The sequence below is a fragment of the Ureibacillus sp. FSL E2-3493 genome (genome assembly GCF_038077515.1).
Taxonomy (GTDB): domain Bacteria; phylum Bacillota; class Bacilli; order Bacillales_A; family Planococcaceae; genus Ureibacillus; species Ureibacillus halotolerans.
Genome location: NZ_JBBOPK010000001.1, coordinates 1,931,564 through 1,955,513, shown reverse-complemented (window position 1 = coordinate 1,955,513; position 23,950 = coordinate 1,931,564). Strand labels below are relative to the sequence as shown.

General features: G+C 36.3%; 25 protein-coding genes. 17 read left to right on the top strand and 8 right to left on the bottom strand.

The features are described from left to right. The first annotated feature begins 73 nt into the window (after nt 1–73). From MHH69_RS09980 to MHH69_RS09935, 10 genes are all read left to right on the top strand, one after another. Nucleotides 74–1,168, top strand: a complete 1,095-nt coding sequence (locus tag MHH69_RS09980) for a Leu/Phe/Val dehydrogenase (RefSeq protein ID WP_122973308.1) — start codon at nt 74–76, stop codon at nt 1,166–1,168. A 66-nt stretch (nt 1,169–1,234) separates the two neighbouring features. After that, nucleotides 1,235–2,653: a dihydrolipoyl dehydrogenase gene (gene lpdA / locus MHH69_RS09975; protein ID WP_122973298.1), complete on the top strand. Its 1,419-nt coding sequence runs from the start codon at nt 1,235–1,237 to the stop codon at nt 2,651–2,653. A 135-nt stretch (nt 2,654–2,788) separates the two neighbouring features. Beyond that, a complete protein-coding gene (locus MHH69_RS09970; protein ID WP_122973299.1) occupies nt 2,789–3,799 on the top strand; it encodes a thiamine pyrophosphate-dependent dehydrogenase E1 component subunit alpha in 1,011 nt (336 codons plus the stop codon). Continuing rightward, the gene (locus tag MHH69_RS09965) at nt 3,799–4,782 is read left to right on the top strand and encodes an alpha-ketoacid dehydrogenase subunit beta (protein ID WP_122973300.1); all 984 of its coding nucleotides are present in this window, start codon (nt 3,799–3,801) and stop codon (nt 4,780–4,782) included. Before MHH69_RS09970 ends, MHH69_RS09965 begins: the two co-directional genes overlap by 1 nt. A 16-nt stretch (nt 4,783–4,798) precedes the next feature. After that, nucleotides 4,799–6,088, top strand: a complete 1,290-nt coding sequence (locus tag MHH69_RS09960; RefSeq protein ID WP_122973301.1) for a dihydrolipoamide acetyltransferase family protein — start codon at nt 4,799–4,801, stop codon at nt 6,086–6,088. A 260-nt stretch (nt 6,089–6,348) separates the two neighbouring features. After that, nucleotides 6,349–8,031, top strand: coding sequence for a methylmalonyl-CoA mutase family protein (locus MHH69_RS09955; RefSeq protein ID WP_341362240.1), 1,683 nt, complete (start codon nt 6,349–6,351; stop codon nt 8,029–8,031). Beyond that, nucleotides 8,028–10,178 carry a methylmalonyl-CoA mutase gene (gene scpA / locus MHH69_RS09950; protein WP_122973303.1) on the top strand — a complete coding sequence of 717 codons (2,151 nt, stop codon included), beginning with the start codon at nt 8,028–8,030 and terminating at the stop codon, nt 10,176–10,178. The genes MHH69_RS09955 and scpA overlap by 4 nt, the downstream gene beginning before the upstream one ends. Continuing rightward, nucleotides 10,178–11,257 carry a methylmalonyl Co-A mutase-associated GTPase MeaB gene (gene meaB / locus MHH69_RS09945; RefSeq protein WP_122973304.1) on the top strand — a complete coding sequence of 360 codons (1,080 nt, stop codon included), beginning with the start codon at nt 10,178–10,180 and terminating at the stop codon, nt 11,255–11,257. Before scpA ends, meaB begins: the two co-directional genes overlap by 1 nt. 68 nt (nt 11,258–11,325) lie before the next feature. After that, nucleotides 11,326–11,766, top strand: a complete 441-nt coding sequence (locus tag MHH69_RS09940; protein ID WP_122973305.1) for a BrxA/BrxB family bacilliredoxin — start codon at nt 11,326–11,328, stop codon at nt 11,764–11,766. Between the two features lie 103 nt (nt 11,767–11,869). Continuing rightward, a complete protein-coding gene (locus MHH69_RS09935) occupies nt 11,870–12,877 on the top strand; it encodes an aromatic acid exporter family protein (RefSeq protein WP_341362239.1) in 1,008 nt (335 codons plus the stop codon). A gap of 16 nt (nt 12,878–12,893) precedes the next feature. Here MHH69_RS09935 and prli42 read toward each other — a convergent pair whose 3' ends face one another. Next, complete coding sequence (gene prli42 / locus MHH69_RS09930; RefSeq protein ID WP_156967325.1) at nt 12,894–12,986, bottom strand: stressosome-associated protein Prli42; 93 nt, start codon at nt 12,984–12,986, stop codon at nt 12,894–12,896. 124 nt (nt 12,987–13,110) lie between these two features. Here prli42 and mce point away from each other — a divergent pair, with 124 nt between their 5' ends. After that, a complete protein-coding gene (gene mce, locus MHH69_RS09925; protein ID WP_341362238.1) occupies nt 13,111–13,524 on the top strand; it encodes a methylmalonyl-CoA epimerase in 414 nt (137 codons plus the stop codon). Nucleotides 13,525–13,528: 4 nt separating this feature from the next. After that, the gene (locus MHH69_RS09920) at nt 13,529–15,076 is read left to right on the top strand and encodes an acyl-CoA carboxylase subunit beta (protein WP_122973307.1); all 1,548 of its coding nucleotides are present in this window, start codon (nt 13,529–13,531) and stop codon (nt 15,074–15,076) included. Nucleotides 15,077–15,203: 127 nt separating this feature from the next. Here MHH69_RS09920 and MHH69_RS09915 read toward each other — a convergent pair whose 3' ends face one another. The 4 genes from MHH69_RS09915 to tatC (MHH69_RS09900) all read right to left on the bottom strand — a co-directional run bounded on the left by MHH69_RS09915 (nt 15,204) and on the right by tatC (MHH69_RS09900) (nt 18,214). Next, nucleotides 15,204–16,772, bottom strand: a complete 1,569-nt coding sequence (locus MHH69_RS09915; protein WP_341361490.1) for an IS1182 family transposase — start codon at nt 16,770–16,772, stop codon at nt 15,204–15,206. Nucleotides 16,773–16,934: 162 nt separating this feature from the next. Beyond that, nucleotides 16,935–17,117 (bottom strand): twin-arginine translocase TatA/TatE family subunit, encoded by a 183-nt coding sequence (gene tatA / locus MHH69_RS09910; protein WP_122973334.1) that lies wholly within the window; start codon nt 17,115–17,117, stop codon nt 16,935–16,937. Nucleotides 17,118–17,221: 104 nt separating this feature from the next. Next, a complete protein-coding gene (gene tatA, locus MHH69_RS09905; RefSeq protein ID WP_341362237.1) occupies nt 17,222–17,449 on the bottom strand; it encodes a twin-arginine translocase TatA/TatE family subunit in 228 nt (75 codons plus the stop codon). A gap of 27 nt (nt 17,450–17,476) precedes the next feature. Beyond that, on the bottom strand, nt 17,477–18,214 hold the full coding sequence (gene tatC, locus MHH69_RS09900) for a twin-arginine translocase subunit TatC (RefSeq protein ID WP_122973332.1): 738 nt from the start codon (nt 18,212–18,214) through the stop codon (nt 17,477–17,479). A gap of 230 nt (nt 18,215–18,444) precedes the next feature. Between tatC (MHH69_RS09900) and MHH69_RS09895 the strand changes: the two genes are divergently transcribed. The 3 genes from MHH69_RS09895 to MHH69_RS09885 are packed head-to-tail and all read left to right on the top strand — an operon-like array spanning nt 18,445 to nt 21,229. Further along, nucleotides 18,445–18,702, top strand: a complete 258-nt coding sequence (locus MHH69_RS09895; protein ID WP_122973331.1) for a hypothetical protein — start codon at nt 18,445–18,447, stop codon at nt 18,700–18,702. An 18-nt stretch (nt 18,703–18,720) separates the two neighbouring features. After that, nucleotides 18,721–19,491, top strand: coding sequence for a gluconate 2-dehydrogenase subunit 3 family protein (locus MHH69_RS09890; protein WP_122973330.1), 771 nt, complete (start codon nt 18,721–18,723; stop codon nt 19,489–19,491). 19 nt (nt 19,492–19,510) lie between these two features. Beyond that, nucleotides 19,511–21,229, top strand: a complete 1,719-nt coding sequence (locus tag MHH69_RS09885; protein WP_122973329.1) for a GMC family oxidoreductase — start codon at nt 19,511–19,513, stop codon at nt 21,227–21,229. 161 nt (nt 21,230–21,390) lie between these two features. Here MHH69_RS09885 and tatA (MHH69_RS09880) read toward each other — a convergent pair whose 3' ends face one another. The 3 genes from tatA (MHH69_RS09880) to tatC (MHH69_RS09870) all read right to left on the bottom strand — a co-directional run bounded on the left by tatA (MHH69_RS09880) (nt 21,391) and on the right by tatC (MHH69_RS09870) (nt 22,702). Continuing rightward, the gene (tatA, locus tag MHH69_RS09880) at nt 21,391–21,573 is read right to left on the bottom strand and encodes a twin-arginine translocase TatA/TatE family subunit (RefSeq protein ID WP_122973328.1); all 183 of its coding nucleotides are present in this window, start codon (nt 21,571–21,573) and stop codon (nt 21,391–21,393) included. 130 nt (nt 21,574–21,703) lie between these two features. Then, nucleotides 21,704–21,931, bottom strand: coding sequence for a twin-arginine translocase TatA/TatE family subunit (gene tatA / locus MHH69_RS09875; RefSeq protein WP_122973327.1), 228 nt, complete (start codon nt 21,929–21,931; stop codon nt 21,704–21,706). 27 nt (nt 21,932–21,958) lie between these two features. After that, on the bottom strand, nt 21,959–22,702 hold the full coding sequence (tatC, locus tag MHH69_RS09870; RefSeq protein ID WP_122973326.1) for a twin-arginine translocase subunit TatC: 744 nt from the start codon (nt 22,700–22,702) through the stop codon (nt 21,959–21,961). 204 nt (nt 22,703–22,906) lie between these two features. Here tatC (MHH69_RS09870) and MHH69_RS09865 point away from each other — a divergent pair, with 204 nt between their 5' ends. Both MHH69_RS09865 and MHH69_RS09860 read left to right on the top strand, forming a co-directional pair. Beyond that, nucleotides 22,907–23,164, top strand: a complete 258-nt coding sequence (locus MHH69_RS09865) for a hypothetical protein (RefSeq protein ID WP_122973325.1) — start codon at nt 22,907–22,909, stop codon at nt 23,162–23,164. 17 nt (nt 23,165–23,181) lie between these two features. Further along, nucleotides 23,182–23,943 (top strand): gluconate 2-dehydrogenase subunit 3 family protein, encoded by a 762-nt coding sequence (locus MHH69_RS09860; protein ID WP_341362236.1) that lies wholly within the window; start codon nt 23,182–23,184, stop codon nt 23,941–23,943. Nucleotides 23,944–23,950: the final 7 nt, after the last annotated feature.

Sequence of the window (23,950 nt, the reverse complement as noted above, 5' to 3'; positions counted from 1 at the left end):
GAATATAATGATTTTTTTAGCTGAATCATTATCTATTCAAGAAAGAAAACGCTTACTTTTTGGAGGGGTTATTGTGGAGATTTTTAAATATCTAGAAAAATACGATTATGAACAAGTAGTTTTTTGCCAAGACAAAACATCAGGTTTAAAAGCAATTATTGCTATCCATGATACAACTCTTGGACCTGCATTAGGCGGTGCAAGAATGTGGTCATACGCAACGGAAGAACAAGCAATTGAAGATGCACTTCGCCTTGCCCGTGGCATGACTTATAAAAATGCTGCTGCAGGACTTAATCTTGGTGGGGGAAAAACAGTTATTATCGGTGATCCTTTTAAAGATAAAAATGAAGAGATGTTCCGTGCTTTAGGACGTTTTATTCAAGGACTTAACGGTCGTTATATTACTGCTGAAGATGTTGGTACTAGTGTGACAGATATGGACTTGATTCACGAAGAAACAGATTATGTTACTGGTATATCCCCATCCTTTGGTTCTTCAGGAAATCCTTCTCCTGTAACAGCTTATGGTGTTTATTTAGGAATGAAGGCAGCTGCAAAAGAAGCTTTCGGCTCTGATAGCCTTCAAGATCGAACAATTGCTGTTCAAGGTCTTGGTAACGTGGCGTATACGTTATGTGAGTATTTATATAACGAAGGGGCAAAGTTAGTCGTTACGGATATTAATAAAAACGCAGTTGATCGCGTTGTAAATGATTTCAATGCAGTAGCGGTAGATCCAGGAGATATTTATAGTCAAGATGTAGATATTTTTGCTCCATGTGCCCTAGGTGCTATTATTAATGATGAAACAATTCCACAATTAAAAGCAAAAGTTATTGCTGGATCAGCTAACAATCAATTAAAAGATTCTTCCCATGGTGATATGATTCATGAAATGGGGATTGTTTATGCGCCTGATTATGTAATCAATGCAGGTGGCGTGATCAATGTAGCTGACGAATTATATGGATATAATAGAGAGCGTGCAATGAAGCGTGTGGAAGCAATTTATGATAGTATTACTAAGATATTTGAAATATCAAAACGTGATAATATTCCAACTTATTTAGCTGCAAATCGTTTAGCAGAAGAACGAATTGAACGCATTTCAAAATCTCGTTCTCAATTTCTTAAAAACGGGAAAAATATATTAAACGGTAGATAAAGCTTCTTAAGTGGAAAGGGGAGTAAAGACTTTCTTTGCTTCCCCAATTGTTAGGAGGAAAACTACATGGCTCGTGAATATGATTTAGTAATTCTAGGTGGAGGTACCGGTGGTTATGTTGCTGCTATTAGAGCATCACAACTAGGTTTAAAGACGGCTATCGTCGAAAAAGAAAAACTTGGTGGTACTTGTTTGCATAAGGGGTGTATTCCAAGTAAAGCTTTTCTTCGAAGCGCGGAAGTATATAGACAGTCTGTTAATGCAGAACAATACGGTATTGAAATTCAAGAAGTGAAAATTAATTTTGATGGCGTACAAAAACGAAAACAATCGATTATCGATCAACTTCATAATGGTGTGAAGAGTTTAATGAAAAAAGGGAAAATTGATGTTTATTATGGAACGGGAAGAATTTTAGGTCCTTCAATTTTTTCTCCGATGCCAGGCACTATTTCGGTCGAAATGGCTAATTCAGAAAATGAAATGTTGCTTCCCAAAAACATCATTATTGCAACTGGTTCAAAACCACGTAATTTAGATGGGATAAATGTTGACGGTCAAGTGATTTTATCATCAGACCATGCGTTAGAATTACAATCTCTCCCAAAATCAATGATGATTGTTGGGGCTGGGGTGATTGGAATCGAATGGGCTTCCATGTTAGCAGACTTTGGAGTCGACGTAACTGTTTTGGAATATGGGGATCGAATTCTTCCAACTGAAGATGTCGATATCTCCAAGGAAATGGAGAAACAGTTAGCCAAAAGGGGAATTAAGTTTTATAAAAATACAGAAATTATTGCAGACTCCATTGAACAAACAAATGGGGTTACATTATCGGCTAATGTGAACGGTAACGCCCAATCCTTTTCAGCCGAGAAAATGTTGCTCGCAGTAGGGCGTGTTGGAAATGTGAACGGCATTGGCTTAGAAAATACGGAAATTGAGTATGACTCGAATTTTATTAAAGTCAACGATGTGTATCAAACGAAAGAGAAACATATTTACGCCATTGGGGATGTAATTGGTGGAATGCAATTAGCTCATGTCGCTTCCCACGAAGGGATAGCCGCAGTGGAGCATATTGTAAATGGCACATCTCATCCACTAAATTATACGAACATCGCTCGTTGTATATATAGTTATCCTGAAGCAGCAAGTGTTGGTTTAACAGAGCAACAAGCAATAGAAAAAGGGTATGATGTGAAAGTTGGACAATTTCCATTTAAAGCAATTGGTAAAGCTTTAGTTTATGGACAATCAGAAGGTTTTGTTAAAATGATAGCGGATAAGGCGACAAATGACCTATTAGGCGTTCATATGATTGGTCCACATGTTACAGACCTTATTTCTGAAGCTGCACTCGGTATGTTATTAGATGCAACGCCATGGGAAATAGGAGAAACAATTCACCCGCACCCATCATTAAGTGAAGCTATGGGGGAAGTAGCATTAGCTGTAGATGGCAAAGCCATACATTTTTAAAGTTTAGTTTAATAGATTTGAAAAATTGTTTAAAGTATACTAAAGTAGGTTTTTGCGGGAAAAAAATCCAAATTATATTAGTAGGTTTCGCTTTTTAGAGTATTTCCACTTTATATTTTGAAAGGGGATGTTTGGATGGTCGAAGAAAAAATCAATCATAAACAATTAGGACTTTCCGATGAAGATGTATTAAAAATGTATGAAACGATGTTAATGGCAAGAAGGCTGGATGAAAGAATGTGGTTATTAAATCGTTCTGGTAAAATTCCATTCGTAATTTCTTGCCAAGGTCAAGAAGCTGCACAAGTCGGTGCCGCTTTTGCCCTTGATCATACAAAGGATTATATCGCTCCATATTATCGTGATATGGGTATAGTCCTTCACTTTGGAATGACGCCAAAGGAATTAATGTTATCTGCTTTTGCAAAAGCGGAGGACCCAAATTCAGGTGGACGTCAAATGCCTGGACATTTCGGACAAAAGAAAAATCGTATTTTAACTGGGTCTTCACCTGTAGCGACTCAAGTTCCTCATGCAGTTGGTGTAGCACTTGCTGGTAAAATTAGACAAGAGGATTTTATTTCCTTCGTTACCCTCGGAGAAGGTTCTACAAACCAAGGAGATTTCCACGAAGGTGCTAACTTTGCAGGAGTTCATAAATTACCAGTTATTATTATGGTTGAAAATAATAAATATGCCATTTCTGTACCAGTTGAACGACAATTAGGTTGTGCTCAAGTATCTGATCGCGCGATTGGCTATGGTATGCCAGGATATACAGTAGATGGTCAAAATCCTTTAGAAGTTTACCGTGTTGTAAAAGAGGCGGCAGACAGAGCGAGAAGAGGGGAAGGACCAACGCTTATTGAGACGGTGACTTATCGTTTAACTGCTCACTCTTCGGATGATGATGACCGACAATATCGTACGGCTGAAGATTTAGCAGAAGGTCGAGCAAATGACCCGATTTTACTTTTTGAAAATTATTTAAAAGAAGCAGCTGTCATTACGGAAGAAGGACTACAAGAAATGAATAAAAAGGTTATGGCTATCGTAAATGAAGCAACCGATTATGCTGAAAATGCACCGTATGCAACTCCAGAGCATGCATTGAAATTTGTGTATGAGGAAGGGGATGGCGAATAATGGCTGTTATGTCATATATTGAGGCTATTCATTTGGCCATGAAAGAAGAACTAGAACGGGATGAAAATGTCTTCATTTTAGGTGAAGATGTAGGGCGTAAAGGAGGCGTTTTTAAAGCAACTGCTGACCTTTACAATCAATTTGGTGAATATCGAGTACTTGATACACCGCTTGCTGAAAGTGCAATAGCGGGAGTGGCGATTGGAGCGGCAATGGTTGGTATGAGACCTATTGCGGAAATGCAATTCGCTGATTTTATCATGCCTGCGGTCAATCAAATTGTCTCTGAAGCAGCCAAAATTCGTTATCGTTCGAATAACGATTGGGACTGTCCATTAGTTATTCGTGCTCCTTTTGGAGGAGGTATTCACGGTGCCCTTTATCATTCCCAATCTGTTGAAGCTCTATTTGCTAACACACCAGGATTGAAAATTGTCATTCCATCTACACCATATGATGCAAAAGGATTGTTAAAAGCAGCAGTTCGAGACAATGATCCAGTTTTATTTTTTGAGCATAAGCGAGCTTACCGACTATTAAAAGGGGAAGTACCTACGGATGACTACGTACTTCCAATTGGTAAAGCGGATGTAAAACGTCAAGGGGATGACATTACGGTTATTACGTACGGCTTAGCTGTAAACTTTGCCCTTCAAGCAGCAGAAAGACTTGCGGATGATGGTATCGAAGCCCATGTATTAGATTTAAGAACGATTTACCCTCTAGATAAAGAAGCTATTATTGAAGCTGCAAGTAAAACCGGGAAAGTGTTATTAATCACTGAAGATAATAAAGAAGGTAGCGTCATGAGTGAAGTGGCAGCAATTATCGCGGAAAATTGTTTATTCGATTTAGACGCTCCAATACAAAGACTAGCTGGCCCAGACGTACCTGCAATGCCATATGCACCACCGATGGAAAAATACTTTATGATTAATCCGGATAAAATAGAAAAAGCAATGCGTGAATTAGCTGCTTTCTAAAGGGAGGATGTTCGTTATGTCGATTCAACAGATTTTAATGCCGCAACTTGGAGAAAGTGTTACGGAAGGGACTATTGAAAAATGGCTCGTCCAACCAGGGGATCAAGTAAACAAATATGATCCTTTAGCAGAAGTTGTGACAGATAAAGTAAACGCTGAAATACCTTCATCCTTTACAGGAACGATTAAAGAGCTAATAGCAAAAGAAGGGGAAACATTACCAGTAGGTGCCCTTGTCTGTACGATTGAAATAGAGGCTGTGGAAAATGGATCAACACCTGTTGAACAGTCAAAGGGTGCGGAGAACAACAGTGAAAAACCAAAAACTGAAGAATCAAAAATTGTTACAGAAACGAATTCAAAAGATTCTTCTCAAAAAGGTCGTTATTCTCCAGCTGTTTTGAGACTTGCCAATGAACATGATATCGATTTACAGCATGTAGAAGGTACAGGACTTGGCGGACGTATTACAAGAAAAGATATTTTAAAAATTATTGAAACGGGTAATATCCCGCAGAAAACAGACACTGTAGCACAAGAACCAGTACTACAAAGGGAAAACGAACAAGCTCCGAAAAAGGAAAATACGATTGCTAGCGCAGTTGGTGACATTGAAATTCCGGTTACACCTGTTCGTCGTGCAATTGCTAATAATATGGTAAGAAGCAAACAAGAAGTGCCTCATGCATGGATGATGATGGAAGTTGATGTAACAAATCTTGTTAACTATCGAAATAAAATAAAAAATGATTTTAAAGCAAAAGAAGGATTTAACATTACGTACTTTGCCTTCTTTGTAAAGGCAGTTGCCAAAGCTTTAAAAGAGTTCCCGATGATGAATTCTGTTTGGGCTGGAGATAAAATTATTCAGAAGAAGGATATTAATATTTCCATAGCGGTTGCTACTGAAGATGCTTTATTCGTACCGGTAATTAAAAATGCCGATGATAAATCCATTAAAGGGATTGCGAAAGATATTCATGAATTATCAACTCTCGTACGGTCAGGGAAATTACGACAAGAGCATATGCAAGGTGGAACATTTACGGTCAATAATACCGGTTCATTTGGCTCAGTCCAATCGATGGGGATTATCAATTACCCTCAGGCAGCTATTTTACAAGTAGAATCAATCGTAAAAAGACCTGTTATTATGAACGATAATATGTTTGCTGCTCGGGACATGGTTAATTTATGCTTATCCCTTGATCACCGAGTATTAGATGGTCTAATTTGCGGTAAGTTTTTAAATCGTGTGAAATCAATTCTTGAAAATGTAAATGAAGAAACGATGTCTATTTATTAATATTTTATTAAAATAAAATTTTTAAAAAAATAACAATCTGCTCGCTTTTTAAAGGGAGGGATAAAGACTCATTAATAATATGGGTTTCTATCCGCCACTATTCCTTTTTAAGTGTTGCAGATTTTTTTATTTCAACAAATTCCATATAGTACCACGACTACATTTCATATCTATACTTTATTGGAAACTTATTCTAATGTAAAATAGTAATTAGATAAAGTTAAAGGGGGAAGCTGTTTAGCGAGAATATGTCAATTCAAATGAAAAACATTGATTTTCCGACTGTTCGTTATGAGGAATGGAAAGAACAAGCCGTGAAAGCATTAAAGGGGAAACCGTTTGAAACTTTATTCACCAAAACAATAGAGGGTGTCACTCTACAACCACTCTATACACAGGAAATGCTATTAGACCAGTTAAGTGACCAATTGGATAAACAAATTTCTACTATCCGTTCTTTAAAGTCAGCAACCGGTTTAAAAGTAGCGCAACAAATTTATGGAGAAACACCAGCAGAATTTTTTGTTCGTTTACAAGATAGTATCGATAAAGGAAATGAAGTACTAACGATTGATAGTCGAGTAGCATTTGAATGGAATGAAGAACATATAACGACTTTATCTAGTTTTTTAACTGAAAATTCATTCAAATTAATCGTTCAAAATGAAAAAGATCCAATTTTAAATGTTTTTAATCATATAAAAAATTTTGATATAGAAGGTTTTATTCTTTCAAATCAACCAATATTTTTGGAAAATTTTAAACAAGTGAGAACAATTTCGGCCAATACCGCTACATATCATCACGAAGGGGCCCATGCAATACAAGAATTAGCTCTTTCCCTTGCCCTTGCAGCAAAGTTCGCGGAGCAAGAAAAAGATTTTGATAAATTTTTAAACAAGTTTTTTGTCAATTTTGCTGTCGACACATCCTTTTTCGGTGAGATTGCAAAATTACGTGCTTTTAAAGTATTGTGGAAAGCGTTTACATCCGCTTATGGAATTACAGAAGCGAGGCCGATTCCAATTGTTGCCGAAACTTCATTACGAAGTTTTTCTACATTGGATGTGTATGTCAATTTATTACGTGCAGGTAATGAAGCATTTGCAGCGTTAATCGGAGGAGCAGACCTATTTACGGTTCATCCCCACGATTGTTTAACAAAACCTACCGAAAAATCCATTCGTATTGCACGAAATGTTTTATTAGTTTTAAAAGAAGAATCCTTTGTAGAAAAGGTTTTAGATCCTTCGGGTGGTTCCTACTTTATCGAATCACTAACAGCCGAGTATATTGAAAAGGCATGGGATTTGTTTTTAGAAATTGAAGAAGCTGGCGGTATTGATATCTATATAGAGTCAGGGAGATTACAAAATGAGTTAGATGCCGTATATGAAAGTCGTCGTAAGGCTGTTGAAACTAGAAAACAATCGTTAATCGGTACTAACATTTATGCCAATCCAAGTGATGAAGTGGCGATGGAAATAAATCCGCTATTTAAACAAGTAAAACGATTAGCAATACCATTTGAACAATTACGTGTAAACTATCAAAAGGTACAACCGAAAATTGGTATTTTAACTTTTGGCAACTTAAAGGACTTTAAACCTCGAGCTGACTATGTATCAGGCTTTTTTGCAACGGCAGGCATTACACCTGAACAATCTGGAGAAATTCAAAACGTTGAAACAGCACAAGCATGGTTACAAAATAATGAATTTGATTATGTGATTTTTGTTGCCAAAGATGATGAAACAAGAAATATTGTCCCAACACTTCTTCCTGCAAAACCAGAGCAGTTACTATTCGATGTAGCTGGGAAGTTTGATGAAGAGCAGAAGGACTGGTTAGCAAAAGGGGTAAATGGCTTTATATATGCAGGTCAAAATATTGTGGAAAAGCTGACAGAGGTACTTGAAAGTTTGCAGGAGGTGCAACGATGAGTAAACCGAATTTTAAATCCGTCCATTTAAAAGAAGTATTTTTGGATGAAAAATTAAATCCTACCCATTCATTTATGACAAATGAAGAAATAAAAGTGAACGAATTTTATAATAGAGAAGATATTCAACAGGTGAGCCATTTAAATGACTTCTCTGGTATTGCGCCAAATACTCGAGGACCTTATCCGACCATGTACGTAGCCCGTCCGTGGACTGTTCGACAATACGCTGGATTTTCAACTGCAGAAGAATCGAATGCCTTTTACCGTAGAAATTTAGCGATGGGTCAAAAGGGGTTATCGGTAGCCTTTGACTTAGCAACCCACCGAGGCTATGATTCGGATCATCCTCGAGTAAAAGGGGATGTCGGGAAAGCAGGGGTAGCCATCGACTCGATTGAAGATATGAAAATATTATTTGATGGAATTCCATTAGATCAAATGTCTGTTTCGATGACGATGAATGGTGCCGTATTACCGATTATGGCCTTCTATATTGTTGCAGCGGAAGAACAAGGAGTTTCTACCGAACAATTAGCAGGTACGATTCAAAATGATATATTAAAAGAATATATGGTACGTAATACGTATATTTATCCACCAGAAATGTCCATGAAAATTATTGCCGATATTTTTGAATTTACGAGTAAATTTATGCCGAAATTCAACTCAATTTCCATTTCTGGTTATCATATTCAAGAAGCCGGCGCAACAAATGATATCGAATTAGCTTATACGTTAGCGGACGGTCTTGAATATGTGCGAACAGGTTTAAAAGCTGGAATCGATATTGATTCATTCGCACCAAGGCTTTCCTTCTTTTGGGCAATTGGAATGAATTATTATATGGAAGTAGCAAAAATGCGGGCTGCACGCCGTATTTGGGCTCAAATGATGAGTACATTTAGTCCGAAAAATCCAAAATCATTGGCATTGCGTACCCATTCCCAAACATCGGGATGGTCTTTAACAGAGCAGGATCCATTCAATAATGTAACAAGAACATTATTGGAAGCAAATGCAGCGGCAATGGGGCATACCCAATCCCTTCATACAAATGCCCTTGATGAAGCGATTGCATTACCAACGGATTTCTCAGCTCGTATTGCGCGGAATACGCAACTATTCTTGCAAGAAGAAACCGGTATGACAAAAGTGATTGATCCTTGGGGTGGATCTTACTATGTAGAAAAATTAACGGATGAGCTTACCCGAAAAGCTTGGGCGTTAATTGAAGAAATTGAACAACTAGGTGGAATGGCAAAAGCAATTGAAACAGGGTTACCAAAAATGAAAGTAGAAGAATCGGCAGCAAAACGTCAAGCTAAAATCGACTCTAAAACGGAAACGATTGTCGGCGTGAATAAATATTTATTAGATGTGGAAGAACCAATCGATATTTTAGATATTGATAATACAATTGTTCGACAAAAACAAATCGAGCGTTTAGAAAAATTAAAGTTGAATCGTAATGAAGAAGAGGTTCAAAAACATTTATCTCGACTTACTCGTGCTGCTGAAACAGGTGAAGAGAATTTATTAGCTGTAGCAGTTGATGCTGCTCGTGCTCGTGCTTCCCTCGGTGAAATTTCTGATGCCATTGAGAAGGTTTCCGGTAGACATAAAGCTGTCATTCGATCCATTTCAGGTGTTTATTCTTCCAATTTCTCAGATGATGAGTTAATCAAAGAAGTTAAACAAATGACGGAGGAGTTTTTAGAAAACGAAGGGCGTCGTCCACGTATTCTCGTGGCTAAAATGGGGCAAGATGGTCACGACCGAGGAGCGAAAGTTGTAGCAACAGGTTATGCGGATTTAGGCTTTGATGTGGATATTTCTCCACTATTTTTAACACCTGAAGAAGCTGCACAAATGGCAGTAGAAAATGACGTTCACTGTGTTGGTGTTTCCTCTCTTGCAGCTGGACATAAAACATTAGTTCCTGAACTGATAGCAGAACTTAAGAAACTTGGTCGGGAAGATATTATCGTAATCGTAGGCGGGGTTATTCCAGCCCAAGACTATCAATTTATATATGATGCTGGAGCTGTAGCGATATTTGGCCCAGGAACGGTTATCCCTGTATCTGCCATTAAAATTATTGAAGAAATATACAAACGATTAGGTTACGAGGAAGTGTCTTTGTAATGGAAGAACAAACAGACAAAGGTGCATTACATGTAATGGCCGGTGTAGAAGGAAACCATGATGGAAGATCGATTTCTCCAAAAAAATTTCGAAAAAAGAAGCAGCAAACGATAGATATTCCAAAGCTAGCAGAGGAAGTGCGTAGCGGTTTACGCACTTCCCTTTCAAAAGCGATTACGCTCATAGAAAGTTCTCATCGCGAACATAAGGAGCAAGCCCAAAAATTGTTACAGGAACTATTACCTTACACAGGGAACAGTATTCGAATTGGAATAACAGGTGTACCAGGTGCTGGAAAAAGTTCCTTCATCGAAGCCTTTGGAACAATGCTTTGTAATATGGGGAAAAAGGTTGCAGTTCTTGCCATTGATCCGAGTTCATCCCTTTCTGGTGGAAGTATACTAGGAGATAAAACTCGTATGGAAGAATTAAGTCGTCATAAAAGTGCTTTCGTACGACCATCACCGAGTGCAGGTACCCTTGGTGGTGTTCATAAAAAAACAAGGGAAACAATGTTGCTTTGTGAAGCAGCTGGTTACGATGTCATATTAATCGAAACAGTTGGAGTCGGACAAAGTGAGACATATGTTCGCGGAATGGTTGACTTCTTCCTTCTCTTAGTATTAACTGGTGCAGGTGATGAATTGCAAGGTATGAAAAAAGGGATTATGGAGTTAGCAGACGGGATTATTGTCCATAAAAGTGACGGAGATAATATGCCGAAAGCAAAAAAAACTGTTCGTGAGTATTTGCAAATTCTTCACTTTCTTCAACCTGCTACACCTGGATGGATTAGTAAAGCATTACCTGTATCCTCGATTAAGAAAATAGGATTAACCGATGTTTGGGACATGATTTGTCAATTCGAAAAAACAATTAAAGACTCTAACTATTGGGAAACAAGACGACTAGAACAGACAAGAGAATGGTTCCAATCAATGATTACGGACACTTTGATTGACTCATTTTTTAATAATTCCGATAAAAAGGGGCAAATGAAGTCAATTGAAAAGGAAATATTACAAGGGGAAATAACGGTTACTCAAGGTGTAACAAAATTATTTGCTAAAGATCATTGATCAGTATTTTAAAACATTCAAATAGACGTCTTTGTGATAATATATATAGTTGAAAGGAGCGATAAATCATGAATATGGATTACGATTTATTTATGGAGGAAATTAAAAGAACTGCGCGTGCTGAAATAGAGGGAGCAGGTTACGAACAACTGCGTACACCAGAAGAGGTAGAGGAAGCATTTGCTCGTCCTGGTACTACACTTGTGATGGTAAACTCTGTTTGTGGTTGTGCAGGAGGGATTGCCCGTCCAGCTGCAGCAAACGCGATTCATTACGATAAACGTCCAGATCATTTAGTAACTGTATTTGCTGGTCAAGATAAAGAAGCAACAGCTGCAGCCCGTCATTTCTTTGGTGAAAACCACATTCCTTCTTCACCAGCCTTTGTATTATTAAAAGATGGTAAAGTAGTTGCAGATATCGGCCGTCATGAAATCGAAGGTCATGATCCGATGTCGGTTATTACAAATTTACAAGCAAACTTTGAAGAATATTGTGACGAAGTTTAATGTAAAAAGATGAAAGAACTTGTCCTTAAATTTTTTAAGGACATGTTCTTTTCTTTCAAATTGTCACAATAATCCGATTTTACTTTTATAAACGCTTCAAAGCTTGAAGGAGGAAGTCGATATCAAAAAATTTAAAATCGGCTATCGCACAGTTAAAACTGCAGTAGGTGCTGCCATTGCCATTGCCATTGCCCACTACTTTGACTTACAATACTTTTCATCGGCAGCCATCTTAACAATACTTTGTATACAAACGACTAAAAAGAAATCTGTACATGCCGTTTATACGAGATTGATTGCAAGTTTCATTGGAATGGCTTTTGCCTATCTCGCTTTAGAAACGTTCGGCTACAATCCACTCGTATTAGGTTGTATGATACTAATTTTTATCCCTACGATTGTCTCTTTAAATGTTGCAGCTGGCTTTGTTTCAAGTTCCGTTATTATTATGCATATTTATGGAGAAGCAAATTTTACATTGGACTTATTTTTAAATGAAATGGCCTTAATGGCGATCGGATTTGGAACAGCACTTGCCGTCAATATGTATATGGGGGATTTCCAAAAAGAACTGGATCGATATCTTTGTGAAATTGAAGATTTATATAGTTCGATTTTTAGTGAAATTGTAAAGTATTTGCGCAATGGGGATACTTCGTGGGATGGTAAAGAAATTATAGAAGCGGCCAATATTTTAAATAAAGCGAAATCCCTTGCTTTTAAAGATGTCGAAAATCATCTAACCCGTAAACAAAATGAATACTATTTATATTTTGATATGCGCGAAAAGCAATTGGAGATTATCGAACGAGTACTACCTAAAATTACAACATTGCCTGTTATGGTACAGCAAACAAACTTAGTTGCCGATTTTATGGAGGAACTAGCTGAAAATGTGCATCCGGGTAATACTGCGAAACGCTTTCGCAATAAATTAGAAATTGTGAAAGAGGAATTTGCCAAAATGCCATTACCTGAAAATCATGAAAAATTTCTAGCAATGGCCTCCCTTTATCAATTTATCGAAGAAATGGATCAATATTTAATGATTAAACAATCCTACAAAGGAATAAAGAAAAAAAGCAGGAAAAAAGCGATTACACAATCGTAATCGCGGTGGAAGCCGTTTAGAAGAACGATAAACCAAATGCTAGAGTTGAAATGACCATAATGGCTATCATACTATATACGACTATTTTCTGGAATTTTTTATTACTCATATTTTCGTTCTCTCCTTCTATTATTAAATTTAGTTTATCAAATTTGAAAAATATCTCAAGTACGTAGCGAATTGTTTTCCATTTCGGTACAATAGAAATGTACTATAACAGAAGGGGTGTTGTCATGAAGGGTGTAGATCATATTGGGATTGCAGTTAAAAACCTGGATGAACGTATTACATATTATACTGAAACTCTAGGCTTAACATTACTAAAAATAGAAGAGGTTCCATCTCAACATGTTCGCGTAGCGTTCATTGATGCAGGTAATGTGAAGTTTGAGCTTTTAGAACCTACTAGTGAAGAAAGTGCGATATATAAACATATCGAAAAACGTGGAGAAGGTATTCAACATGTTGCATTTGGGGTAATAGGAATTCGTGAAAGAATGAAAGAATTACGGGAAAAGGGTGTGCGTATTCTTTCAGATGAGCCGAATCCAGGTGCCGGGGGAGCAGAAGTTGCCTTTTTACACCCTAAGGACTCTTACGGTGTTTTATATGAACTTTGCGATAAAAGTAAAAAAGGGGATATATAGAGCTATGGACATGTTCGACAAAATTAATGAGATGTATGATCGTAAACGTGAAATTGAGCTTGGCGGTGGGGACAAGCGTATTGAAAAGCAACATGAAAAGGGTAAGCTTACAGCTCGTGAGCGGATTGATTTATTATTAGATAAAGGAACATTTGTAGAAATTAATCCATTCATTACACATAGAACAACTGATTTTGGTATGGATGAACAAAAGGGTCCTGGTGATGGGGTAGTAACTGGATTTGGTAAAATTAATGGGCGTAATGTTTATTTATTTGCCCAAGATTTTACGGTTTTTGGTGGTGCATTAGGTGAGATGCATGCTAAAAAAATAGCTGCTGTAATGGACTTAGCTGCTAAAAACGGTACTCCTTTTATTGGCATTAATGATTCTGGTGGTGCCCGAATTCAAGAAGGCGTATTATCTTTAGATGGATATGGGAGCATTTTTTACCGAAATGCGATCTATTCCGGAGTCATTCCACAAATTTCGGTTATTATGGGACCTTGTGCAGGTGGAGCAGTTTACTCCCCGGCTATTACGGACTTTATTTTAATGGTAGATAAAACGTCCCAAATGTTTATAACGGGACCAAAAGTAATCGAAACCGTTACCGGAGAGAAAATTTCATCGGAAGATTTAGGTGGTTCGAAAGTTCATAATACGATTAGTGGGAATGCCCATTTCCGTGCTCCATCTGAAGAGGAGTCTATCGAACAAATTCGCAATCTTCTAAGTTATCTGCCACAAAATAATAAAGAAAAAGCACCAAGATTCCCTCGTCCTGAAGGGGATGACTATCGTCCGGATATTATTGATTTTGTACCGATTGAACCGACGAAACCTTATGATGTTCGGAAAGTAGTTGAACAGGTAGTAGATGAAGGATCCTTTATGGAAGTTCAGGCTGAATTTGCCAAAAATATTGTTGTTGGTTTTGCGCGAATAGCAGGGGAGTCCGTTGGATTAGTTTGTAACCAACCGAAAGCGTTAGCGGGTGGATTAGATATTGATTCATCCGATAAAGCTTCACGATTTATTCGAACTTGTGATGCTTTTAATATTCCGATTATTACTTTTGAAGATGTTTCCGGATTTTTCCCTGGAGTGAAGCAGGAGCACGGTGGGATTATTCGTCATGGTGCAAAAATTTTATATGCATACTCGGAGGCGACAGTACCGAAAATAACGGTCATTTTACGTAAGGCTTACGGGGGAGCATATGTGGCACTCAATTCTAAATCAATTGGAGCAGATTTAGTTTTTGCGTGGCCGAATGCAGAAATCGCAGTAATGGGTGCTGCAGGGGCAGCGAACATTATTTTTGCCAATGAAATAGCTAATTCGGAAGATCCTGAAAGTACCCGTGAAGCGAAAATCGAAGAATATAAAGAAAAATTTGCAAATCCTTATGTTGCAGCATCTCGTGGTATGGTTGATGATGTCATTGATCCAAGAGAGACACGCATTAAATTAATTCAGTCTTTAGATATGCTATCAAATAAAGAGGAATCCCGACCAGCGAAAAAGCATGGAAATATTCCTCTATAATAAAAATAGTAGTTTAATAGAACACAAAAGAGGCTGGGACATAACTAGCTTCAAATAGTGAGAAAGGTGAATTTGAGGAAACTCAAATTCACCTTTCTCTATTTTGGTGTGTAAATTCTTTTTTTCTTTAGTTAATGGCCGTGAATTTTCTTAAATTCACAGCCATTAACGCGAGGCCCATTTCGTTTTCTACCTTCGATTTTCCTCGTACAGAAAATCGAGTGAAACGCAAATTAGCCTTCAAGAATCCAAAAACTGGTTCCACATCGATTTTGCGTCTTCGATAAATGGCACTTGTTTTCTCTTCTGAAAGCTTCGCTCTTACATATTCTTTTTGCTGTTCCCATTTTTCATTTACCATTAATTTTCGATTGTTGCCTTCTTTAGCTTTGGTACACGATGAACGGAATGGGCATCCCGAACAGTCTTCACACTCGTAAATTTTGAGCTTCCGTTGGAAGCCTGTGTGGTCATTACGGACAGAATAATATTGAAATTCAAGACGTTTTTGATTAGGACATGTATATGTATCGGTTTCTTCATCATACGTCCAGTTATCGGGATTAAATATGTTTTGTTTATACTTTTTCTTTTGTTCTTTCAAATACATACTATACGTAATAAGTGCTTCTCGTTTTCTATTCGAAAGGATATCATGAAAGTTTTGTTCACTACCGTAACCTGCATCTGCAACAATGTGTTTTGGTAACTCAAAATAATGTTGCTCAATCTCATCTAGAAATGGAATTAACGTACGTGTATCTGTTGGATTTGTATATATACTATAGGCAAGCGTATATTGACCTTCCGTTGCGATTTGTACATTATATCCAGCTTTTAATTGTCCGTTTTGCATATAATCATCTTTCATTCGCATAAACGTCGCATCTGAATCTGTCTTAGAATAGCTATTGCGTGTACCAAAGATTTCAAAGTCTCTTTCGTATTTTTGTTTACGTAGGACAAAATCAATCAACTGCTTGCGTAATTGTTTCGGGTATTTACGTTTATTTCTTAAGGCTTTTCGTTCTAGAACATCTGATGATGTTTCAATTTGTTTATCATATTCAGTTACGACATCGTCCACTTTTTGAACTAATTGAGCGAGTTCTTCCAATGATAACTGTTTATCGCTTTCACGTTGAATTTCAGGTATGATTTCACTCTCTAGTAGCTCATTGTATAGCTGGTTTGACTTTTCAATTAAATTTTGGTGATATTTTTCAATGGTTTTCTTCCAAACAAACGTAAATTTATTCGCATTTGCTTCAATTTTTGTACCATCGATAAAAATCGCTTCTTGATCAATAAGCTTTTCTTCAATCAATTGGCAACGGAATTGAACGAAACATTGACGAATTAAATCTTTCACTTCTGGTTGAATACGGAATCGGTTGATTGTACGGTAGCTTGGTTCATATCCTTGGGCTAGCCACATCATTCGGATACTGTCTTTTAATAGGGCTTCAATTTTCCGTCCTGAGAAGATAGATTGTGTATAGGCACATAAGATAATTTTAAGCATCATACGTGGATGATAGGCAGGACACCCCTCATTTCGTAGAAATGGTTCGAACGCTTCATGAGGGATACTTTCAACTAGATGATGGATATGGAAAGCAATATCATTATTTTGTAATTTTACTTCTAAATCTAAAGGCAAAATGAGTTGATTCATGTTATAATCTTTAAACATAAGGATCCTTCTTTCGATATGGTTTTGTGTGGTAACTTAATTTTATCAGAAGAGGTCCTTATTTTATTGTAAAAAATTCAAAGCCGGTGAAATTTTACTTTTCGTAAAATTTCACCGGCTTTTTTTATTTAGAGGAGGGTTTTGTCCCAGCCTCTTCAAATTTTATAGCTTTTGATCTTTTTTCTCGTCCTCTTCATCGCTCATAATATCTTTTGTAGAATCTTTAAAGTTTTTCATAGACTCGCCAATAGATCGACCTAACTTTGGAAGTTTGGACGGACCGAACATGATTAATATAATTACTAAAATAATGATTAATCCGGGAATACCGATTGAGTTCAACATAAAATATTTTCCTCCAATAGTTTACTGCAAAAGTAAGTGTCACTTGTCATCCCCTCTAAAAAATCGATTTACTGTATCAGAGGGGACGGAAGTTGAATGGAACTTTATTTTTTTGCAGATTCTTCTTTTTTATTTTCAGTTGAAGTAAATTCTTCTTTCACTTCTTTAAATTCTCCCGATACGTCGTCCACAACCTCCTTCGTTGAAGCTTTAAATTCTTTTAAAGTTTGTCCAACTGCACGACCTAATTGAGGTAATTTTGATGGTCCGAAAAGAATTAATGCGATGACTAGAATAATAATTAATCCTGGAACTCCAATTGATTGAATCATTTTATTCATCCTCTCCTAAGAAATGTGTTATTCAGACACTTCTATATTTTGTAATTGTTTTTTATATGTTTTTTCTGAAACAATAATACTAATCTCAAACAAAAGTAATAGTGGAATAATAATTAAAAAATCAGATACAAAATCTGGTGGGGAAATCATTACACCGATTACGATCAGGATGAAATAAGAGACTTTTCTCATCTTTCTTAATCGATTGGGGGTAACAATACCCAACTTAGTTAAAAATAATATGACAACAGGTAATTCAAATACGATGCCCACTGGAATTAACAAATTGAACATAAGTGTAAAATATTGTTTCATTCCATAAGTTTCTGTTGCACCAATGGAATGATTAATATTATCCAAAAAGTTTAACATTAATGGGAAAAGAATAAAGTAACTAAAGGATACTCCGATAATAAATAAGAGGAATGCTAGTGGTACAAATTTTGCAGCGCTAGAAGCTTCCTTTTTTGTTAAACCAGGCTTAGTAAACAACCAAAGTTGATGCATTGCAACGGGCAATGTTAAACAAATAGATACTAATAATGCACATTTTACATAAATTGAAATACCATCTGTATATCCAAAAACGTTCCAATCAACGTTTTGAGCAACTTTTTGAGACTTAATAAATTGTAAAATATCAGGTGCAAAAATGAATCCAATGAGTAGTGTCACAATGAAAACGGAAGAAATAATAATAAGTCTTTTTCGAAGTTCCGTTAAATGCTCAACTACTGTATATTCTTGTTCTTCCATTTTCCAACCCCTTTTCAAAACTTATAATTATAACAAAATCATAAAATTTTATCTACAATAATAAAAATATATATTGATAAAGTCTATAAATTTAATAAAATGTACACAAAGTTGTTGAATTGTATACATAACTATTGTAGACTGTAATAGTTTTACAAGGAATATTATATGATTATACACTCTTTAAATAAAAAGTAAATAATTTAATAGAGTGAGATAGGGGGGATTATATGACGGAGTATAACCGTGACGAACTTTTAACAATTATACAAATGTTAGCAGGAATTACATTAACTGTTGGTTACGCATTTTCCATTGCACATTTCCATAGTACTGTTCCCGCATTTGCGTTAATTGGTTCAGCGGTCGGCCTTGCCATAATTGTAGGATGTTGGCTAGGGTTAAAACATTTAACCTTCATGCTTACTATCATTTTAACGTCAATTATTTATGCAATTTATTTTAACTTTGGAGCAATGTTTAGTTAATTTTAGGAGGAGTCAATTATGGCGGAAAAAGAAAATTTCACAGAAAAACGTTCGACAAGACGTAATTTTTTGAAAAACTCGGGTTTAACCATTGGTGGATTAGTACTAGGTGGAGCAGTAACAAGTCTAGTAACTAAAAATAGTGATGAAACAATTACAACAACTGCAGATCCTTCACATTCCCACAGCGCAGAAAGTTCAAATTATAATAAAGCGTTAATGTTCTTCACACCTGAACAATACTCAACAATTGAAGCTGCAACTGAACAAATTTTCCCCGAAACAGAAATTGGTCCAGGAGCAAAGTCCTTATTAGTAGCTTATTTCATCGATCATCAATTAGCTGGCGCATGGGGCTTAAATTCAAAAGAATATACTCAAGGACCATTTAATCCAGATGCGTCCCCGTTATTTGGATATCAAACCCACTTGAATCGTCAACAAGTTTTTACATTAGGTATTAAATTATTAAACGATGAAGCGAAAAAACGTTTTGATAGTAACTTTTATTCAATAACTGCAGAGCAACAAGTAGAAATTCTTAAAGCGGTTGAAGCAGATGAAGTTAAATTGAATGCTGCAGTTAAACCGTCATTTTTCTTTAAATTATTACGCACTGCAACTTTAGAAGGAGCTTATGCGGATCCGTTGTATGGTGGAAATAAAGATATGGCAGGGTGGAAAATGCGTAAATTCCCTGGTCACCAAATGAGCTACAAAGAAATCATTGAAAAAGATGAATTTGTAACTTATGAACCACAAGGATTAAATGCTCAACATAATCACTAATTAGAATGGAGAATTGAAGATGGCAACGAAATTACCAAAAACAGATATAGTTACGGTAGGTGTTGGTTGGACTGGTGGGATTATTGCATCAGAACTAACTAAAAAAGGATATAAAGTAGTGGGACTTGAACGAGGAAAATCCCGTTCTGTCGCAGATTATTTAATGGTACACGATGAACTTCGTTATTCTCAACGTTTAGAAATGATGCAAGATTTATCAAAAGAAACATGGACAGTACGTCACGACCCTTCACAACGTGCATTGCCTGTACGTCAACACGGTTCATTCTTAATTGGTGATGGTTTAGGTGGATCTGGTGAACACTGGAATGGATTAACTTACCGTTTCTTCCCATACGATTTTGAAATTTATACAAAAACAGTTGAACGTTATGGAAAAGATAAAATCCCTGCAGATATGCCTTTACAAGATTGGGGTATTACATATGATGAGTTAGTACCTTACTTTGAAAAATTTGAACAATTGATTGGTGTTTCTGGAGAAAAGAATCCACTACCAGATTCACCACAAGTGGATCACCCAACAGGCCCGTTATTAAATACTCCTGCAATGAAAATGTTTAAAGAAGCTGCTACTTCATTGGGGTATCATCCTTATACTGCTCCTGCTGCTACTTTATCCGAAGATTATACAAACCCAGATGGTATTACTCGTGGGGCTTGTCAATACTGCGGATTCTGTGAACGATTTGGTTGTGAATATGGTGCAAAAGCTTCTCCAGTCGTAACTGTAATTCCAGTAGCAGAAAAAACAGGTAACTTTGAAATTCGTACTTACGCTAATGTTCGTCGAATTTTACACGAAAATGGGAAAGCGACTGGCGTTTTATACGTGGATAGCACTACTGGTGAAGAATTTATTCAAGAAGCAGATGTTGTTGTTGTTTCTGCATATGCACTGAACAATGTTCGTTTATTATTAAATTCTAAACTTGGTACGCCATACAATCCAGAAACTGGTAAAGGTGTAGTTGGTAAAAATTATGCTTACCAAATGACTTCAGCTGGAACTACAGGATTCTTTGAAGATAAAGAATTTAACTTATATGCTGGTACTGGTGCATTAGCGATGGTTTTAGATGACTTTAATGGTGACTTTTTTGACCATTCGGATTTAAATTTCCTTCATGGTGGTAATATTGCTTTAGGACATTATGGTAAACGTCCGATTGCTAATAACTCTACTCCTTCAGGTACACCTTCTTGGGGAGCGGAATTCAAAGATGCGTCAGTTAAATATACAAATCGTACTTTAAGTATTGGAAGCCAAGGATCGGTAATGCCGCACAAAAACAATTATTTAGACCTTGACCCTACTTACAAAGATCAATACGGTGATCCGTTATTACGTATGACATTTAACTACCGTGAAAATGAACGTAACCAACAAAAATACATCCGTGAAATTACGAAAAAAATTATGGAAGAAATGGGCGCAGATATCATTAACGAAACTGGCGACCAAGGCGATTGGGATACAACAAAATACCAAACAACCCACAATACAGGTGGTGCAATAATGGGTGCCGATCCAGAAACATCTGTATTAAATAATTATTTACAAATGTGGGATTGTGAAAATGTCTTTATCCCAGGTGCAAATGCTTTCCCACACAACTCTGGTATGAACCCAACTGGTACAGTAGGGGCACTTGCATACCGTGCTGCTGAAGGAATTGAAAAATATCTTAAAAACGGTGGCGGATCTTTAGTATAATTTTGTTTTAATTTATTTATCTATACTAATAGAACGATAAGAAATAAAAATAGTTTCTAGTCAACAACCTAAAAGGATGGTGGGATGTATTCCTACCATCTTTTTTGTTTGTTTAACTACAACATTATTTAATTATAAAAGGGTTTTATCATTAATGGTCTTTATTGTTTTTGTTCCTTTTTCTCGTCCTCTTCATCAATTATTACGTCTTTTGTTGAATCTTTAAAGTTTTTTAATGATTCACCAATTGAACGTCCTAACTTAGGTAGTTTGGAAGGTCCGAAGATGATTAAAATAATAACTAAAATAATGATTAAACCGGGAATGCCAATTGAGTTCAACATAAAATATTTACCTCCATAGAACATTGCAAAAGAACAAGTGAACAACTACCACTTTTTAATCCCCTCTAGATAGTAGTATCTGATAGGTTCGCTAGTATGTAGAGGGGACAAAATGCTTGTTCAATGTAACTTATTTTTTTGCAGTTTCTTCATTTTTGTTCTCTGCTACAGTGAATTCTTCTTTCACTTCTTTAAATTCTCCCGATACATCGTCCATTACATCCTTCGTTGAAGCTTTAAACTCTTTTAAAGTTTGTCCAACGGCACGTCCTAATTGAGGTAATTTAGATGGTCCAAAAAGAATTAATGCGATGACTAGAATAATGATTAATCCTGGAACTCCGATAGATTGAAACATAAAGAAATCCTCCTCTAAAACATATAATTATTTACTTCCTTCTTGTTGTGCTAATTTTAATTGTTTTTTATAAGTTTTTTCTGAAACAATAATACTTATTTCAAATAAAAGTAATAGTGGAATAATAATTAAAAAATCGGATACAAAATCTGGTGGGGAAATCATTACACCAATTACGATTAGAATGAAATAAGAGACTTTTCTCATTTTTCTTAATCGGTTTGGAGTAACAATCCCTAACTTCGTTAGAAATAATATAATTACCGGTAATTCAAAAACGAGACCTACAGGAATAAGTAAGTTAAACATTAATGTGAAATACTGTTTCATCCCATACGTTTCCGTGGCACCAATTGATTCATTAATATTAGACATAAAAGTTAGCATAAGTGGGAATAAAATAAAGTAACTAAATGAAATCCCAATAATAAATAAAAGAAATGCAATAGGAATAAAGGTTGCTGCACTACTAGACTCTTTGTCCGTAAGACCTGGTTTTGTAAATAGCCAAAGTTGATGCATTGCAATAGGTAATGTAATACAAATGGATACAATTAAGGCACATTTCACGTAAATTGAAATGCCGTCTGTATAGCCAAAAACGTTCCAATCAACATGTTTAGCAACGTCTTGAGATTTTAAAAATTGCAATATGTCAGGTGCGAAAATGAAACCAATCAAAAGTGTCACGATGAAAACTACGCTAATAATAATAAGTCGCTTGCGTAGTTCTTCTAAATGCTCAACTAATGTATATTCTTTTTCTTCCATTTTTTCACCAACCTTTCAAACAAACTACTATAGAAAAGAGTAGCAGATAAATTTCAATTCAACATATGCTCTTTACATTGTATACAATACTGTTATAAAATGTAATAGTTTTGTAGGAGCACAGAAATAAATTATACACTCTTTATTCAAAAAGTAAATTATTAAATTGGTTAATTTGAGTGGGTAGTAAGGGAGGGAATTATCATGACAGAGTATAACCGTGATGAGCTTGTCACAATCTTACAAGTGTTAGCTGGCATAACATTAACTGTAGGTTATGCATTCACAATAAATGTATACAACAGTTCTGTACCAGCATTCGCTCTTATTGGATCAGCAGTCGGTTTAGCGATTATTATCGGCTGCTGGATAGGTTTAAAACATTTAGGCTTCATGCTTACGATGATTTTTACATCTATCGTATTTGCAATTTATTTTAATTTTGGAGCTATGTTTAGTTAATTTAAGGAGGAGTCATCATGGCAGAGAAAGAAAACTTCACAGAAAAACGTTCGACGCGACGTAATTTCTTAAAGAATTCAGGTTTAACCCTTGGAGGATTAGTACTTGGTGGAGCTGTAACAAGCTTAGTAGTGAAAAATAATGATGGTACTACGACAACAGAACATGAAGCATCCCATAGTGGCGGGACAACAACGAACTATAATCACGCATTAATGTTCTTTACTCCTGCAGAATACCAAACGGCAGCTGCAGCAGTTGAACGCATCTATCCAGAAGATGAGAACGGTCCTGGAGCAAAAGAATTAGGTGCAGCAGTTTACATTGACCATCAACTTGCAGGTCAATGGGGAAACAATGTAAAAGATTATCGTTTAGGTGCGTTTTATAAACCGGCAGAAAACCAAGGTCCACAAACGAAATTATTACGTAAAGATTTATTCCGTGCTGGTTTAGCAGCCCTTGATGCTTATTCAAAAGAAAATTACGGTGCCGTATTTACAGGATTAGAACCTGAGCAACAAGATGAAGTTTTAACAGCTTTCAGTGAAGGGAAAGTGACATTATACGGTAATACAGGTTCAGGTGAATTCTTCAGTTTATTACGTACGATGACAATTGAAGGGGTTTACGCAGATCCAATGTATGGCGGTAATAATGAAATGAAAGGCTGGGCTATGCGTAAATATCCAGGTTCTCGAATGCAATACGTAAATGAAATTCAAAGTGATGAATTTATCGAATTAAAACCAGAGGGCTTAAGCAGCCACATGAGTTAACATTTGG